This window comes from Paenibacillus sp. PK3_47, from assembly GCF_023520895.1.
In the GTDB taxonomy this organism is placed as follows: domain Bacteria; phylum Bacillota; class Bacilli; order Paenibacillales; family Paenibacillaceae; genus Paenibacillus_AQ.
This window is the reverse complement of sequence record NZ_CP026029.1, coordinates 729,675-747,005: the sequence shown is the minus strand read 5'-3', so window position 1 is coordinate 747,005 and position 17,331 is coordinate 729,675. Positions and strand designations below refer to the sequence as shown.

The 17,331-nt window shown below is 51.9% G+C and carries 14 protein-coding genes; 9 read left to right on the top strand and 5 right to left on the bottom strand.

All coding sequences use genetic code 11. The features are described 5' to 3' along the window. The first annotated feature begins 13 nt into the window (after positions 1-13). Both C2I18_RS03515 and C2I18_RS03510 read left to right on the top strand, forming a co-directional pair. The gene (locus C2I18_RS03515) at positions 14-1,522 is read left to right on the top strand and encodes an ABC transporter permease (RefSeq protein ID WP_249899910.1); all 1,509 of its coding nucleotides are present in this window, start codon (positions 14-16) and stop codon (positions 1,520-1,522) included. Between the two features lie 81 nt (positions 1,523-1,603). Then, positions 1,604-3,445 (top strand): ABC transporter substrate-binding protein, encoded by a 1,842-nt coding sequence (locus C2I18_RS03510; protein ID WP_249899909.1) that lies wholly within the window; start codon positions 1,604-1,606, stop codon positions 3,443-3,445. A gap of 54 nt (positions 3,446-3,499) precedes the next feature. Here the strand turns inward: C2I18_RS03510 and C2I18_RS03505 are convergent, their stop codons facing one another. The 3 genes from C2I18_RS03505 to C2I18_RS03495 all read right to left on the bottom strand — a co-directional run bounded on the left by C2I18_RS03505 (position 3,500) and on the right by C2I18_RS03495 (position 5,704). Continuing rightward, a complete protein-coding gene (locus C2I18_RS03505; protein WP_249899908.1) occupies positions 3,500-3,886 on the bottom strand; it encodes a hypothetical protein in 387 nt (128 codons plus the stop codon). Continuing rightward, the gene (locus tag C2I18_RS03500) at positions 3,879-4,412 is read right to left on the bottom strand and encodes a hypothetical protein (protein ID WP_249899907.1); all 534 of its coding nucleotides are present in this window, start codon (positions 4,410-4,412) and stop codon (positions 3,879-3,881) included. The genes C2I18_RS03505 and C2I18_RS03500 overlap by 8 nt, the downstream gene beginning before the upstream one ends. 254 nt (positions 4,413-4,666) lie before the next feature. Then, a complete protein-coding gene (locus tag C2I18_RS03495) occupies positions 4,667-5,704 on the bottom strand; it encodes a PocR ligand-binding domain-containing protein (protein ID WP_249899906.1) in 1,038 nt (345 codons plus the stop codon). A 151-nt stretch (positions 5,705-5,855) separates the two neighbouring features. On the opposite strand from C2I18_RS03495, the gene C2I18_RS03490 reads away from it, so the two are divergent. Both C2I18_RS03490 and dhaK read left to right on the top strand, forming a co-directional pair. Beyond that, on the top strand, positions 5,856-6,995 hold the full coding sequence (locus C2I18_RS03490) for a glycerol dehydrogenase (RefSeq protein ID WP_249899905.1): 1,140 nt from the start codon (positions 5,856-5,858) through the stop codon (positions 6,993-6,995). Continuing rightward, positions 6,996-8,762: a dihydroxyacetone kinase subunit DhaK gene (gene dhaK, locus C2I18_RS03485; protein WP_249899904.1), complete on the top strand. Its 1,767-nt coding sequence runs from the start codon at positions 6,996-6,998 to the stop codon at positions 8,760-8,762. 506 nt (positions 8,763-9,268) lie between these two features. Here the strand turns inward: dhaK and C2I18_RS03480 are convergent. Further along, positions 9,269-10,129 carry a helix-turn-helix domain-containing protein gene (locus C2I18_RS03480; RefSeq protein WP_249899903.1) on the bottom strand — a complete coding sequence of 287 codons (861 nt, stop codon included), beginning with the start codon at positions 10,127-10,129 and terminating at the stop codon, positions 9,269-9,271. A gap of 165 nt (positions 10,130-10,294) precedes the next feature. Here C2I18_RS03480 and C2I18_RS03475 point away from each other — a divergent pair, with 165 nt between their 5' ends. The 4 genes from C2I18_RS03475 (at position 10,295) to C2I18_RS03460 (ending at position 14,996) form a co-directional block, all read left to right on the top strand. Beyond that, the gene (locus C2I18_RS03475) at positions 10,295-11,848 is read left to right on the top strand and encodes a glycosyl hydrolase family 28 protein (RefSeq protein WP_249899902.1); all 1,554 of its coding nucleotides are present in this window, start codon (positions 10,295-10,297) and stop codon (positions 11,846-11,848) included. Positions 11,849-11,889: 41 nt separating this feature from the next. Beyond that, positions 11,890-12,927, top strand: coding sequence for a glycoside hydrolase family 88/105 protein (locus C2I18_RS03470; RefSeq protein ID WP_249901991.1), 1,038 nt, complete (start codon positions 11,890-11,892; stop codon positions 12,925-12,927). A gap of 409 nt (positions 12,928-13,336) precedes the next feature. Further along, positions 13,337-14,437: a rhamnogalacturonan acetylesterase gene (locus C2I18_RS03465; protein ID WP_249899901.1), complete on the top strand. Its 1,101-nt coding sequence runs from the start codon at positions 13,337-13,339 to the stop codon at positions 14,435-14,437. Positions 14,438-14,825: 388 nt separating this feature from the next. Continuing rightward, positions 14,826-14,996, top strand: a complete 171-nt coding sequence (locus tag C2I18_RS03460) for a hypothetical protein (protein WP_249899900.1) — start codon at positions 14,826-14,828, stop codon at positions 14,994-14,996. A gap of 97 nt (positions 14,997-15,093) precedes the next feature. On the opposite strand, the gene C2I18_RS03455 is transcribed toward C2I18_RS03460, so the two are convergent. Further along, positions 15,094-16,062 carry a bile acid:sodium symporter family protein gene (locus C2I18_RS03455; RefSeq protein ID WP_249899899.1) on the bottom strand — a complete coding sequence of 323 codons (969 nt, stop codon included), beginning with the start codon at positions 16,060-16,062 and terminating at the stop codon, positions 15,094-15,096. Between the two features lie 186 nt (positions 16,063-16,248). Between C2I18_RS03455 and C2I18_RS03450 the strand changes: the two genes are divergently transcribed. After that, positions 16,249-17,328, top strand: a complete 1,080-nt coding sequence (locus tag C2I18_RS03450) for an LCP family protein (protein ID WP_249899898.1) — start codon at positions 16,249-16,251, stop codon at positions 17,326-17,328. Positions 17,329-17,331 lie beyond the last annotated feature (3 nt).

Below are 17,331 nucleotides of genomic sequence, written 5' to 3'. Positions count from 1 at the left end.
AGGTGAACTATTCATGGTTAACGCAAATGCCGCAAGGCGCGAGACACAGCTTAAGCTCAAAACCTCCCAGGAGTACCGCCAGGCAGGCTTTGCCTGGGCCGGCTCCCTGATCATAACCCTGGCCCTGCTGCTGAGCAGCTTTGACTGGGAGACGCAAAGCATCAAACCTTATGTGGGTGCCGCTGCTCTGGTTTATGGCATCTTTACTGTACTGCAAGTCCTGCTCACCCTGCTGATCCGCAGAGACCTCACTGTGCACGGAGAGATCCGCGGCATTACCCGGGCCCTGGGCTATATCCAGCTTCTGAGCCTGGTGACAGGCAATGTGTTCGCAGGCACGGCAGCTTTTCAGCTGATTCAAAAGCGCAAGTCACCCGAGTACACCCTGGCAGTGTATACGCTGCTGACACAGCTCGGCGTGATCGCTGTATCTGCACTCAATCTGTTCAAGCCTTACGTGGCGGATACCTTCCTGATGGGAATGTTCGTCCTGCTGGCTGTGGCCGTTTTCCATCTGCTTGTAGTCATCCTGACTGCCAGATTCGTCCGGCGCCGCCAGGTTCCGCGAGGCCTGGTCTGGGCAGCGTATCCGCTGCTGCTGACTTCGCTGACCGGTAACTTATTCGCGCTTGCGCTGGGCATCATCCTGCTGATCCGCATCCGGAACAGGAACAATCCTGCGGTTGCCGGCTGGGAGGATGTGCTGGAGCGGCTGACCCGCAACACAACGGCGATGCTCGGACTGCTGTTCATCGCTTTTCTGTTCTCCGTTTCGGTCTGCAGCTATGTGACCTTCGATTACGGAATGGCGGTGGATAACAACTACTCGCTGATTCTGCAGCCGCCGTCACTGGCCTATCCGCTGGGAACCGATAACTTCGGGCGCTGCCTGTTTACGCGGATTGTTTTCGGAGCACGGATTTCCCTGATTGTCGGTGTCATGTCCACCGTTCTGCCGCTCTTCCTAGGCGGGGCACTCGGGGCCATTTCCGGCTACTACGGCCGCTTTACCGACAACATTATCATGCGTGCCCTTGATGTATTGTACGCCATTCCGGGGATTCTGCTGGCCATTGCCATTATTGCCGCCTTCGGCGCCAATACGGTCAACCTGATCCTGGCACTCAGTGTCGGGGCTATCCCGACCTATGCACGGACCATGCGGGCCAACGTGCTGCAGGTGTCCACTTATGAATATGTGGATGCCGCCCGTGCCTTTGGCTCCAGCAATACATCGATTATTTTCAAGCATATTGTACCGAATTCACTGGCTCCGATGATCGTAAAGGCTACGCTGACGATCGGCGGCGCGGTCATCTCCACCAGCAGTCTCAGCTTCCTGGGGCTGGGGATTGAACCGCATATCCCGGAATGGGGCAATATTCTCAAGCTGGGCAGCACCTACCTGGAGACGAACTCCTATCTGGCCATTTTCCCGGGACTGGCGATTATTGCCCTGGTGCTCTCGTTCAACTTCGTGGGGGACGGCCTGCGCGATGCGCTCGATCCCAAAATGGATTAACAGATTTACAGATTACCGGAAAATGCGTCTAACTGGACGTTTTTCATAGAGACATCAATAGATACTGGGGAGGAAATTGTAATGAAAAAAAGAACTACACTGGCGCTGCTTCTGAGTACGGCTATGGTTCTTGGCGGATGCTCTGTAGCAACCAAATCCAATACAGTCGGCAATGCTGCCGAACCGGCTTCTTCTGAAGCCCCGGCCACTGCACCTGCGGGTGACGGAACACCGGTTGATATCGAAGTGCTCGGGATGAGCGCGAACGAGTCTGACCTGAACATTGTCCGGGATCAGCTCACCAAAAACGGCTTCAACGTGAAGCTGAACATTCAGCCTGACTATGCCAGCTTCAAAGCGCAGGAGGATGCAGGCAATTATGATGTATCCCACTCGAGCTGGACTACTGTAACCGGTAACCCGGATTATGCGGTACGTTCACTGTTCATCACCGGCGGCGATTACAGCAGACAATCCGATCCTGAGCTTGATGCCCTGATTAACGAAGCTGCTACGCAAACTCCGGATGAGTACGCTGAGACTTACAAAAAGTTTGAGCAGCGTCTGGTATTTGACGAAGCCCGCATTGCTCCGCTGTATATTTCCCTGAAGAGCCAGGCGGTTAACAAGGAAATTCTGAAGGCGGATTCCGTAAGACTGTCCAAATCCCGCGCACTTGCCTGGGAAGACATTGATTTTGCTGACGAATCCAAACGTGCTACAGATCCTCTGATTCTGTCCCAGGCAGCTTCCACGCTGACTTCCCTGGATCCGATCAAAGGCAATGACGGTTCGATCAACCAGCTGAACACGAACATGTACGTGCGTCTGGTTAACCTGACCGATGATGACAAAATCACTTCGGACGCTTCATTGTCCCGCAATCACGCGATTGCTGAAGGCAACGGGGAATACTATTTCATCCTCCGCGATGATATCAATTTTGCCAAAATCGAGAACAAAAAAGCTGTAGATACAGGTGAACGTGTAGGCGGAGATGATGTTGTATTCTCCCTGGACCGCGCCAAAAATAAGGATTCTGTGCCGGATCACCGTACGTACAGCCTGCATGAGCACATTAATACCGTTGAAGTATTCACTGACCTGAACGCACTGGGCTCCATCAACGTGGCAGGCGGCAAGGGTACAGTTAAAGAAGCTCTGGAAAAAGGCCTGGATGCGCCAATCTCCGAGCTGGTAGCCGACAAGACCCAAGCCAACAACGCACAAGGTAAATATCAGGTCGTTAAATTGACGACTACTGAACCATTCCCGCAAGTGCTGAACTATCTGGCTCACCAGTCTGCCGGCATTGTCTCCAAGAAGCAGGTTGAGAGCATCAACACTTATGATGTAGCGGCATTTGATGTGAACAAAGACATTCCTTACGGTGACCAGAACACTGTAACGGAAGGCGCCCAATACAATAACACTTTGTATGCCAGCGGTCCTTATATCCTGTCCTATAAGAACGATTATGAAGGTGTTTTCCTGAAGAACCCTGCCTACCAAAAAGGCACAGAAAACGAAGCCCTGATCAACCAGGTTAATGTACGCTTTATTGCTGACGCCGACAGCACCTTGTCTGCCCTGCGCAGCGGTGAAATCTATGTATACTACGGTGTGCCTGAAACGAAGTATGATGTTGTCGAAAGTGACAGCAAGCTGCAGCTGAAGAGCATTCCAAGTAACGCCATGAGCTACCTGCTGTTCAACACCCAGAACCGTGACGTGGCGAAGAGCGTGGATCTCCGTAAAGCCGTACTGTACTCCATCAATCAGGATGAAATCCTGGCCTTCTACAATGGCAAAAAGATCAAAGCCGTGTCCACGGTCAGCCCGCTGATCGACACTGGCAACGAGCTTACAGCCGATCCTGCCAAGGTAAAAGAATTCCTGGCAGCTTACCAGGCGTCCAAGTAATAACGAAAGACCGGTCAGCATATGCTGGCCGGTCTTTTTTTTGCACGCATCCCCTCAGGTTAAGATGGAATAGTAGGACACGGATTCCCCGAACAGAACGGATAACGGCAGGGCTGCAGCAGTATTCGTGTCTTGAAGCAGTGCCGATAGGGCGGAGTGCAGCAGTACCCGCTGCCCGGTTGTCCACTCATGCTCCTGGAGCGTTACCGTCTGCAGGATCTCCTGGGCGGTGGAATGGCGGATACACCGCAGATAAGCGCCCCATTTTGTAAGATCAAACACGCCGTCATCCGGTAAAATCACACACTGCCCGTAACAGGCACACTCCCCGCAGGTCAATTTTAACAGAAGATATAAAGATCCCGGACGAAGGTGCCTGTCGGTAGACGGCTCATGATCAAACGCAAACAGCTCGATGTGTGACAATCTGCCGTTAACCATGGAAGCCGCCCCCTTCCACAACCAAAGGCGCTATGGATTTCAGGTGATGGGTTGCTCTCGTTCTGTCCAGGCAGTCCAGCAGTTCACTTTCGTTCTCGCAGACAGCTGCATGCTCCAGCCAGACACTGTACCTTGTTTTGCGGATAACAGACAAATGAAAAGGGAATGTGCTGCGGGACCGGATCACATACCAGCCGCTTTGGAGATTTGTCCAAGGGTCTTTAAAAGCTGCCAGCCAGCCTAGCCGTCTGCGCGCCGACCAGTCCTGTTCCTGCTGCTTGTCTCTTATACTCCTGTAAATTTCGTGCATGACTCTTGTATTCGAACATCTGCAGTAGGCAGAAGAAGCGCAAAACTGGGCCAGTGTGCGAAGCTGATCCGGACCAAAGCCGTAGCTTATAATATACCGCTGCCGGTCCTCCTCGTACCAGATTACCCCGAAGCTCAATTCCTTAAGGCTTACCGGGTCCAACATGCTGGGATGAGTACCGAAATAATAAATTTTTGTCCGCTGCATCTTCATCATCTGCTCCCTGTCTCCCGCCCGGCGGGAAGTTACACGTATATTTACAGGGAATGATACTCGCTGTTGCGGAGGTTTGTAAAAAAACGGGAAAGCCTTTAAATCCCGTCTTTAAGCCATTTTCGTCCGGAAAGTAACAAAAGTAGCAGTAAAGCGCGATTCCGCTCCTGTTTTCCTGCCGTTTGCACCGGTTTGCTGTGTTCTTAACCTAACCTTAAGCGGGGATGAAATACTCATATATGTTCTTTATCCGAATTTTAATTTTCCCGGAATGCCTTACGGTACAGTGCGGGCGTGAGGCCAGCGAATTTTTTGAATATTTTAATAAAATATCCCGGCTCATTGAAGCCAAGCTCGTCGCTGATCTGCGACACAGGCATGTCAGTAACCTCTAGCAGCTGCTTTGCCCACTGGACTTTCAGACGGGACAGATAAGCGGTGAAGTTTTCTCCTGTCTCCTTGGCAAACAGCCGGCTGAAATAGCTGGGACTGACATGGCATAACCCGGCCATATGGGTCAGGTGAATATTTTTGCTCTTGTTATGGTAAATATAATCGATAGCGGGTTTTAAAACCGGGTTGGTACATGTACCTTCACCGGGTAAGGTATTCTTCAGGTAAGCATCGGCGATGGCGTTCGTCATATTTTTTTTGACCGACTCGATATTCTTGATCGTAAAACCCGGCAGAAGCGTCGAGAGTGCAATGCCTTCATCCGTTCCGGCTGCCTTCTCGAACATTTCGGCGAGCAGATTTTTGCCGAGTGCTTCTTCAATAATATAGTTGCAGAGCAGAAACAGCATGTTGGAGATTTTTACGACTTCTTCATAGGTCATGGTAGGGATTTGTTCGTAGGCTTCCTTCAGTTGTTCTTCTTTGAGCCGGTGTAAAGATTTGTTCTTCGAGCTTACAATCTGCTCCAGCTCCATGCCGTTCTCGGGATCGGACAGCCTGACCTGTCCCGCCATCACTGCGCCCAGATATTTATCATCAACCGTAATCGGAATGGCAATATCGATAATGTTAAAATGGCACAGATACACATAAGGCGCATTTAAGCGCACCGCCTCCAGTCCGCCGCGGGAATCACACTTTTGGCAGTAGGGCAGGAGCTCGGGATCTTTGCGTACATTCCGGCAAAACGCCTGGCAGCTGCTGTGGCTGGTGACAGGGATACCTTTATAATCCACGGTAAGGATGGCGAGCTTGGTTACGGTAGCGAGGGAATCCTGAAGCCGTTTCCACTTCTTGAGGTCCAAAAATTTGCTGATCTGCAGGGACTCCAGCGTCGTCATAGGGATTTTTCCTCCATTTGCTGCGGTATAGTGCAAAAAATTACGATCGGAAATTATAATTATCAGCTATGATATTCCACTATCAAACGGGATATCCTGCTTTATACTTTAAATAAATTAAAATTTGTACTATACAGGAGGCGTCAGCGTAATGAGAAAAGCGTTCATCAGTCCGGCCAAATATGTTCAAGGTGAAGACGAATTACTCAATCTGGGTTACTTTGTACAATCCTTCGGTTCCTCTGCTTTGTTAATTGCCCATCCGGAGGATGTGAAGCGGGTGAAGGACAAGCTCGATGCGACAGCCGCCAAGTTCAATATAAGCTTCGTTGAAAGCGGTTTTAACGGTGAGTGTTCACGGGAGGAAGTCGCCAGACTTCAAGCAGTTGCGGCTGAAAAAGGGTGCACCTGCACCATTGGCCTCGGCGGAGGGAAGGCGATCGATGCTGCCAAATGTGTAGCCCAGGGAGAAGCCCTGATTATCTGTCCGACCATTGCGGCAACTGATGCGCCAACAAGCCATTCGGCGGTGCTGTACACCCCGGACGGGGCGTTTGATGATTATGCTTATTTCAAGCAAAGCCCGAGCGTAGTATTGGTAGATACGACGGTGATCGCAAATGCGCCGACACGTTTTCTTGTGGCAGGGATGGGGGATGCGCTGTCCACTTATTTTGAAGCCAGAGCCACTGCCGCATCTTACTCCAGAGTGAACGCGAGTCTTCCGACAGGCTCAAGAGAAGGCTACTGCCCTCCGGCAGTGGGAACCCATGCGGCGCTGGCGCTCGCTGCGCTTTGTTATGAGATGCTGCTGAAAGACGGGGCGAAGGCGAAGATTGCAAGTGACTGCAACGTGGTGACACAGGCACTCGAGAATATCGTCGAGACGAATATTTTGCTATCCGGACTCGGGTTCGAAAGTGCAGGACTTGGCGGGGCGCATGCCATCCATGACGGATTGACGATTCTTGAAGGCACACATCACTACTACCATGGGGAAAAGGTGGCTTTCGGCACGATTGCCCAGCTGGTGCTGGAGAATGCGCCGGAGGCGGAGCTGTACCAGGTGCTGGATTTCTGCCTGGAGGTCGGCCTGCCGGTGTGTCTCGCGGATATCGGTGTAGATCATATTACAGCAGAAGAGCTGCTTCAGGTTGCTGAAAAAGCTTGCATTCCCGAGGAATCGATTCATGCGATGCCGTTCCCGGTCACCGTCCAGGCAGTGGCGGCGGCAATTGCTGCGGCAGACCGTATCGGCCAGAACTACAAGCAATCCCGGGGGGCTGAATAAATGAAGAAAATCATCAACCAGCCGGAGAATGCTGTCATTGAGATGTGCAACGGGATCGCCATGGCTCATCCGGAGCTTGAATTTGTGAAGAAATATAAAATTATTAAAAAGAAAGACGTCAATCCGGATAAAGTCAGTCTCATCAGCGGCGGCGGCAGCGGGCATGAGCCTGCCCATGCGGGATATGTAGGCAAGGGTATGCTGGATGCGGCGGTATGCGGGGATATTTTTGCCTCTCCGTCCCAGATTCAGGTTTATCAGGCCATCAAGGCTACTGCGAGCCGCAAGGGGACCTTGATGATCATCAAAAATTACAGCGGTGACATGATGAACTTCAAAAACGCTGCCTTTTTGGCCGGTGAGGACGGCATTGAAGTAGATTATGTCCGGGTGGACGATGATATTTCGGTGCAGGACAGCCTGTATACGGTCGGACGCCGGGGAGTGGCGGGAACGGTACTGGTGCACAAAATCGCCGGGGCGGCAGCGGAAGAAGGCCGGAGTCTGGCCGAAGTCAAGGCTGCTGCAGAGAAGGCCGCTGCAAATGTGCGCAGTATCGGCTTCGCGTTAACCTCCTGTACGGTGCCAGCCAAGGGAACACCTACCTTTGAAATTGCTGAAGATGAGATGGAGTACGGTGTCGGCATCCACGGGGAGCCGGGCATCCGCCGCGAAAAAGCGGCCTCTGCCGATGAGCTGGCGAAGCGAATGGTTGAGGCGCTTTTAGCAGATTTGAAGGTGGGAGACGACAGCAGTCCTGCTGAGATTGCGCTCCTGATTAACGGCTTTGGCGGCACTCCGCTGCTGGAGCTGTACGTGCTGAATAATTCGGTGATGCGGGAGCTGGCCGGAAAGAGCAATATTACGGTGAGTGCAGCCTTTGTCGGCAACTATATGACCAGTATTGATATGGCTGGAGCTTCTGTAACGATCATGAAATTGGATGAGGAACTGAAGACGCTGCTGTTCAAGGAGAGTGATACTCCTGGTTTCAAAATGTCCGGGCCGGGGGAAAGTGTGGTTTACAGCGATATTGCGGAGGGGGATACAACGGAAGCTGCCGCATCCTTTGAGACGGAAACACCTGAAGAATATGCCAGGGTTGCAGAGCATACCTTTACCCTCGATAATTTCGTGTATCTGCTGGACAAGATGAGCGAGGTCATTATCAGGAAGGAAGTTCCGTTCTGTGAACTGGATGCCCATGCCGGTGACGGCGATTTCGGGATGAGCATTGCCAAGGGCTTCCGGCAGCTGAAACGGGAATGGCCGGAGCTTACGGCTCACAGCAGAAGTGATATCGGAACGTTCCTGAATGCCTGCTCACTCGTGATCATGGAGCACTGCGGGGGAGCTTCCGGCCCGATCTGGGGTTCGGCGTTCCGTTCGGCGGGCAAGGCTGTCGGCGCCAAAACGGAGATCAACGTCTCCGAGTTTGCCGAAATGATGCAGGCTGCGGTAGCAGGCATTCAATCGGTTGGCGAGCGTTCCTTCGGAAGGGGGGCTGTTGTCGGAGACAAAACCTTAATCGATGCGCTTGTCCCCTGCGCGGATTCCTGGACAGCGAGCAGCGAGGCAGGCGAGGATTTCAAGACCGCTTTTGCCAAAGGGGCAGAGGCCGCCGCTGCAGGCGCACGGAAGACAGAAGCCATTGCGGCCCGCATGGGACGCGCAGGCACGGTCGGCGACCGCAGTATCGGCTATCCGGATGCGGGTGCTTATGCGCTCGGGGTTATTTTTAAGGAACTGTCTGAAGCTTTGAAATAAGGAAGGAAATCAGTAAGAAAACTGGATAATCTGACCGATCGGGCCTCTCCGGCATTTGCCGGGGAGGTCTTTTTGCGCAGGAGGGGCTGTAGGGGGTTAATATGCGGAAAAGTGAACACAATGTGCTGCAGCGGGGGTTCTGGGGCAAATGTATGCGAAAAAACGAATACAATGTGCTAAATGTAAAGGTCACGCTGCGTCAGATCCTTTGCAGACGGTGGAGGCTGAATGCTACTGGGCTTAAATGGATTTCCTCCACCTAATTCTGTCCTTTTTCCTTATTTACGAGCTTTAGTTGGAAATTCTCCTGCTAATCGGGCAGAAAAAGGTCTTTGGAAGCTAATCCGGCACATTTAGGTGGAGTTTTTCCTACTAACATTGGAGTACCGGTATTTGCCGGCGTATTAAATGGAGAATTTCCACTTAGGATCAATGTACGCACTCCTGAGCCGTTAATTAGTTAGTTAATTACTTGATAGATTCACGCCAGTAAGCATACAGAGCCCCTAACGCTGCAGCTTCCGGTAGTCGCGGGGCGTAAGCCCGGAGAGGGTTTTGAATACTTTGCCGAAATGGGTAAGGCTCTCGAAGCCGCAGTGCTCCGATACCATGGTGATGCTCCAATCGGTGTCACGCAGCAGCCGTTCCGCTTCTCTGACCCGGGTGATATTCACGTACTCTGTAAAACCAAAACCGGTAATATGTTTGAACACGCGGCTTAGGTGGCTTTTGCTGATATAGAATTTACGGGCAATGGTATCCAGCTGCAGGACCTCGCCGTAATGCAGGTTGATGTGGCGGACGATATCTGTCATCTTATCCTGCACAGGTGACGGTTCATGCACAGCCTGAGATCCGCGCTTCAGGGCAGAACGGGCAATATACAGCAGCAGCCCGGCGGCAACATTGCGGATATGCAGAGTGTAACCCGGAGGCTGCTCGCTAAGTTCGTGTAACAAGGAGTGAATCATAGTGTCTACATACATTTTCTCCTGAAGATTCAGGCGGATGTGCGGGTTGTCAAGGGTAAAAGGGGCAAGCAGCAGCTGCCTCTCCTCCGGCCCGAAGCCCTCAAAAAAATCAGGAGAATAATACAGGACAATCCGCTCATGATTGGGCTGCCCCCATCCGGAGGTTTTGTGGAGAGCGTTGGAGTTGACCATGACAAGATCGCCTGCCTGAATATGGTACACGCTGTCCTTGACGAAATACTTGCGTTCGCCGCTCATCAGATAGAAAAGTTCATGTTCAATATGATAATGATTGTTGTTCATCGAAAAATGGCCGTTCCGGCGGTCAAACTCCACCTTGAAGGGATCATTGCCTGAGCCGAAGCGCAGCATGCCGGGAATCGAAGATAAGGACATGGTGACTCCTTTCTATAAGGAAGCATCAAATGATGGATCAATTATAGCAAAATAAATGGAATTGGTGCATTTTTGCTTTTAATTGCGGAGTAATCCCATTTATATTGTGTTAATCTGTTTACGCGAAGAAAGCAAGAAAAGACGAAGGAAGAGAGGAAGGATGATTTGACAACAGGTACGGACCGGGATTTGACAGCGCTTCATTTACTATCTCCCCCAGCTTCACAAAGAGCGGACAGCATCGCCCTGCTGTGGGATAAACCGGCTGACACTGCGGACATCGCCTGTTACCGGGTGTATGTAAACGGAAGTATCCATGGCATAGGTACAGCAACGGATTACACGGTAACCGGGCTAACACCCTCACAAGAATATGAAGTCTATGTATGCGCTGTATCCAAAACTGGAAGTGTATCCCCGCCAAGCCGAAAGGTCTTGGTTTCTACCAGGTCCGCTGGAGAGCGTTTTGATATTACCGCATTCGGTGCTGTAAAGGGCAGAGAGAATCTGAACACGCAGGCAATCCAGGCAGCCATTGATGCTTGTTCCCCTGGAGGGACTGTGTATGTACCGGAGGGTGTTTTTGTAACAGGGGCAATTTTTCTGAAAAGCAATATGTCACTCTATATCGAAAAAGGCGGCGTCTTATTGGGCAGCGGGCATGCGGAGGATTATCCGGTCATGACCTATAGATGGGAAGGCAGAGAACAGCTCTGTTATGCGAGTCTGGTGAATACCGGGGACAGTAACGGAGAACCGCTTGAGTATATCACCATTGAAGGCGGCGGAACCATTGATGCGAACGGAACAGCTCTGTTCAAGCAGGAAATGGCCGAGAAAAAGGGGTTCAGAGGCAGAGCGGTCTGTCTCCGGAACGTTGATTACGTCTATCTGAAGGACATTGCGGTCCGTCATTCTCCTGCCTGGTGTGTACATCTGATCTACTGCAATCATGTCAGCGTCAACCATGTCAGCATCCATACCAAAACCGATGAGTACGGAAGAAGATACGGGAATATTTACAACGGGGACGGCTTGAATCCTGATTCCTGCAGTGATGTCTACATTTTTAACTCGATGATTGCCAGCCAGGATGACTGTATCGCCATTAAATCCGGGCGTGATGAGGAAGGCAGGAAAGTGGGGATTCCATCGCGGGATATCCGGATTACGAACTGCCGCTTCAAAAGCGGGTTTGGGGTGGCTATAGGCAGTGAAATGGCTGGTGGCATACATAATGTGCGGGTCAGCGGCTGCACCTTTGAGGAGGTATACAGCATCGGAACGGTAAAGGCACCAAGAGGCAGGGGCGCTGTCATCGAAAATATTGTGTATGAAGACTGCACATTAACCAACTACAGCCTGGAGCATGGGGACTGCGAATGGTTCCGGGGCGCGATCAACATTGATCAGTTTTACAGCCAAAAAGAATATGATCCCAATCTTCTGGCAGAAGTGAATGAAGGAACCTCAATCATCCGTGACATCAGATTCAGGAATATCGTGCTGGACACCCATGCCGGGAATGCGGTGTTTATGGCCGGACTGCCGGAAAGCCCGCTGCAGAACATTGTGCTGGAGAATGTGGCAGCCATCGGAAAATACGGGCTGAAAGCTTATAATATCACAGGTCTCAGCATGAACAATGTATCTGTGGTCTCGCGTGAAGATGAGCATTACAAGTTCCTCAATGCAGGTTATACAGGAAACGTCAGCTGATGAGTACCGGAAATATTAATCAAGAACAGGAGCTGGATGAAATGCGCAAATTTGAAGTCAATGAACAGGAAGTTACGGAGCTGATCGACCGGGTTGTCCGCAGAACCATGAACATTGATTTTACCTGGAACTGGTCGTGCGGGGTCGCTTATTACGGAATCTGCAAAGCCTGGGAAGCCACAGGGAATCAGGAGTATATTGATTTTCTCGTCAAATGGGTGGATGAATATCTGGAGCTCGGGCTGCCGCCGCTGATGGTCAATTCCTGTGCAATGGGACATACCATGCTGACATTGTATGAAGCGACAGGCGACCAGAAATACCTGGACCTTGCGCTGATGAAAGCCGAATACCTGCGGAAGGAGGCCATCCGGTTCGGCAACGGCGTATTCCAGCATACCGTTTCCTCTAACAATGATTTTCCGGAGCAGGCCTGGGCTGATACGCTGTTCATGGCGGCTTATTTCCTTCTCCGGCTTGGCTTTAAGCTGGAGAACAAAGAGTATATTGACGATGCGCTGAATCAGTTCTACTGGCATGAAGAGTACCTGCAGGACAACAAGACTAACCTGTTCTACCATGCCTGGGACAATATCAGACAAGACCATCTGTCCGGGGTGTACTGGGGCAGAGCCAACGCCTGGGCCGCCTATACGATGTCGCAGGCCTACAAAATGCTGAATCCGTTCATGCCGATGTGGATGCAGATCGGCGGAGCGCTTGGCGACCAGCTAAGCGCGCTGGTAAGGCTGCAATCGCCGGAAGGCTTGTGGCGTACTGTACTGGATGATGAAACCTCCTATTTTGAAACCTCGGCTTCTGCCGGTATTGCTGCTGCAGTCGTTGTGAACGGTCATCCGCTGCATCAAAATTGCATTGCCAAAGCCTACGAGGGCATTCTTGCGAACATCGATGAAGACGGCTCCGTCCGCAACGTATCGGCCGGAACCGCGGTAATGTACACAACCGATGATTACAAAGTCATTTCGCGCAAGCGTGTCCAGGGCTGGGGACAGGGACTGACCCTGGCGTTCCTGGTGGCGCTGCTGCAGAACAAAAAGCTTGTGAGTAATATTTAGATCAACACGGAGGCGAAAGCAACGGAGGAGAAGTTTGGAACTGTAGGAGCAATAGCGTCCGCCTTTGTTTCCGGATTTTACCGCTATATAGATTGAACTTAAAATATGTTATTAGGGGAAAGTGGCGGAGGAGAAGTTTGGAACTGTAGGAGCGATAGCGTCCGCCTGAAAGCTTTCCGCAGGAAAGCTCGCTTCGGAAGCATAGGCAGTCACCGGGTTTCAACCACGAGAATCGGTGCAAATCAAGAAACCTGGGGACAACAGCGGCCGGAAGTCCAAACATTCTCTGGAGTCACCCCAATCCCAAAATATAAATATCACTTGTTCAATCAGCAGCCGGAGGTCCAAACATTCCCCGCAGGTGCATATGTGCCTAGAGAGCCCATCTATAATTACGGAGGGAACGAAAATGAACTATTTCTATGATTTTGGTCCAGACGGAACACCGGCACCAGGATACACAAAGGTGACCGCGGATGATGTGTATAACCCGGACAAAGGGTATGGATTTGCTGACTGCTCCCGTGTCTCCGAAAGAAGAAGAGTGGAGGAAGCGCTGACCGGAGATTTCTGCATTCCGTTTGGCGCCACTTTCCTGGCTGATGTGGAGGACGGCAATTATATTGTAAGAATCATTGCCGGGGATGCTTGTGCACCGGCAAGCATCACGCTAAGCACGAACGGAGAGCGGCTGGTCCTGCAGGAGGTCAGAACGCTGGCAGGACAGTACGCCCGGGAGATGTTCGCGGTAAATGTGCGGGGCGGACAGCTGAAGCTCAGCTTCAAGGGGCTTGCCCCGCGCATCAACGCCCTGGAGATTATGTCATCGGCAGAGCAGATTACACTGTTCCTCGCCGGCGATTCAACGGTGACCGATTCGAGCGAGGACGGGTTTCCGTTCTGCGGCTGGGGACAGATGCTGCCCAGCTTCTTCAAGCATGATGTAGCTGTAGCCAACCATGCGCAGGGCGGACGCAGCTCCAAGAGCTTCATTGCGGAAGGCCGCCTTGACGCGATTATGGAAGAGCTTAAGGAGGGCGATTATTTATTCATCCAGTTCGGGCATAATGACCAGAAGACGGATGAAGCGCGTCACACTGACCCGTCAACGACGTATCCGGAGTATCTGCTGAAATATATCGAAGCGGCACGTTCCAGAAATGCTACGCCTGTACTTATCACCTCAGTGCACCGGCGTTACTTTGATGCAGCAGGAAAACTGAAGGATACGCATGGCGCGTATCTGGAGGCGGTGAGGAAACTTGCCGAAGAAGAAGGCGTAACGCTGATCGACCTGGCTGAGAAGAGCAGGCGTCTGTTCGAGGAACTCGGTCCTGAGGGCACAAAGTCGGTTTTCCTCTGGGGAGCGCCGGGCGAATGGATGAACCTCTCGGGCGGCGTCCAGGACAACACCCATTTTCAGGAGCGCGGCGGCCTGAGAATTGCAGAGCTGGTTGTTGAAGGCATCCGCGAGAATCATCTCCAGACGCTGATAATGTTTTTGAGATAGAGTGGTTATTTGCCCCTTCAATAAGACTTTTCCAGCTTAACGGACCGTAGATCCGTTATTGCCTCGAATAATCAACTTTCACTGAGCTAACGGACCGTAGTTCCCTTATTGCCGCTCAATCAGGCATTTTTGGGATCTAGGACTTGAAATGAGGGATTCTCTGTCCGTTAGGACGTGCTAATCATGGTTTTGCTTGGGAATAACGGATTCTGTGTCCGTTACAGCCCAGGCAGTTGCCAGGTTGCTTGGGGACCGGGAGACGATGCTATTAGCATATTCCGATTATTGACCTGCAGAGCCGCCCTTCTCCTGCAGGCTGCAATCCGCAGGTTTAAGACCCGCCATAACGGGTACTAAGGAGTATCAGGAACGAAGGAGGTGCGAAGCCATGAATAAGGACTTGCCGCCCGAGATTCCCCCGAAGGTTGTGCCTGAAGTGAATCCGGACCGGATGCCGGACCCGCAGCCGCTGGATCTTCCGCCGGAAGTTACGCCACGGGAGCAGCCGGAGATCCCGCCGCAGATCCCACCGGAGGTTGAGCCGAGGGAGCCGCTCTAAAGCACATAAAGTTGCCATTACAGCCAGAGTATAAATAAACGCCTCTTCAGTGCTTGTCAGCTGACAAGTACCGAAGAGGCGTTTTTGCTGTGACGGCTTAAGCAGCCGTGGTCTGATCTGCCGTCTGTCTGACTTTGGAACGGTGTCCGATCAGGAAGCCGGCGAGCGATGCCAGCAGCTGCTGGAACACCATGCCGAGCACCACAGGCACAGCTACCGGAGGCGGGAAATAGGATACAGCAAGAACCGCGCCGGCGCTGATATTGCGCATCCCCCCGTTGAAGACCAGGGCAACCTCATCCGCCTCATTCCAGCGCAGGACTCTGGCAGTGAGGAAGCAGAGGGCGTAGCCGGTGGAAGCCATGAGCACGATAACGGCAGCGAGGCCGGCCAGGTGCAGATTGATATCCGTCAGATACGGGGATATAACAGACCCGTTGATCATAATGACTACCGCCATGAACAGCTTGGAAAATGGATTCAGGCGCGGGCTCCATACGGGCGCGACGGCACCTTTGCTCCATTCGTTAAGCACCATGCCAAGCAGCGAAGGTACCACGATCATCCAGAAGAGGCTGCTCATCATCGCCCATATGTCGAGTTCCACATGGGTTCCGATCAGCACGGAGAGAACGCCGGGTACAACAAAAGGGGCCAGCAGCGTATCGATCAGAATGATGGAGAGAGTGAGCGCTGTGTTCCCTTTATAGATGCTCACCCAGATAAAGCTGCTGATCCCCGTCGGGATGACTGCGGCAAGCACAAGGCCGGTGATTGTAAATTCATCCGCATGATAGAGCAGATTCCCGAGCCCGAAGGCAACGAGCGGCATGGCAATATGGAGGATAAAAAGACAGGCGAACAGCGGCAGCGGTTTTTTGAGCACATTCACAAAATCTTTAATGCCAAGGCTGATGCTTCCGGCAAACGTCATAAAAGCAAACAGCCATGGAGACAGAAAAGTGTAGGGAGTAAGCGCACTGCCGCAGAGCACCCCGGTCAGGACACTCAGCGGTGTAATCAGCGGCATCATCCGGTTAAGCTTACGGTTTAGAGCAAGAAGCATGTCAGGACATCCTTTTCCGATAAGTTCTTACTATTATACACCTTTTGAAAAAGAGTGCATGTGATGATGGTTTTCATGCAGATATTTCAACCTGTTCAATTCTTTTACCTTTGAGCCTCCATATCAGCCTGTGGTATAATCGTTTACAACTTATGCCATTTACCAGATGGAAGCAGGAGGAAGGGAATGCAAGAAAGAAGCACGAGAAGGAAGGCGCAGCGCAAAAAAGCACGCAGCCGCAACATGAAGCTTAGCGTAGCGGTTGTGCTTGGCACATGTCTGACCGCTGGAGCTGTCTATGCCGGAACACTGTATTACAAAGCCGACCGGGCGCTTGACCGGATTTCGGCATCGGGAACGGCTCCTGCAGCAACTGCCAGTCCTGCACCGAGCGCACCTGGCGCCTCGCCCGAGGCGGAGATTGTGGAGGAAGAGAATGTCAGCAAACCGCTTACGTTTCTGCTGGCAGGCGTTGACGATAGAAGCGGCAGCGGCGGGACGCTGAATACGGATGTGCTGATGCCCGTTGTCTATGAGCCTGTGAGCAAGAAGCTGTCGATTTTGTCTATCCCCCGTGATATGAAGATTACGAGCAGCGAGCTCGGTGCGCATAAAGCCAACTATTACTACGCCTATTATTCCTCACACCATAAGGGCGAAGAATTAAGCAAAATGAGAGAGCTCTACGGCAATATACTGCAGATGGATATTGATCATATGATTCTGATTAATTTTGCCGCATTCAGCGGCATCGTGGATGAGCTTGGCGGACTGGATATCGATGTGCCGATGGATATGCGGTATGTGGATAATGCAGACGGCACCAACATTAATCTGAAGAAAGGGATGCAGCATTTAAGCGGCAAGGAAGTGCTCGATTTTGTCCGCTACCGCAAGTCCAACCGCGGAACGGCAGAGTCATCCGATTTTTCGCGCAACGAAAGGCAGCAGGAGGTACTCAATCTGATTCTGGGCAAGCTGGATTCCGTAAGCGGAATTGCGAAGTGGGGCGAGATCATCGATATCCTGGGCGACAATATCCGGACGGATATCGGCAAGGACCAGCTGATGAGCTGGATTATGAACTATCCTTCCATGAAGCCTGCAGCCAGTGAGCTGATTACGCTGGAATCCCAGTGGAAAAGTCCATATGTCTATGCGAACGAAGAGGATCTGCAGGAGAAGCTGCAAAAATTACGGGAGCCGCTCGGCCTGCCTCCGCTGGACAAGCGCCAGCTGCTTGATGCTTTTGGAATTGCCGATTAGCAA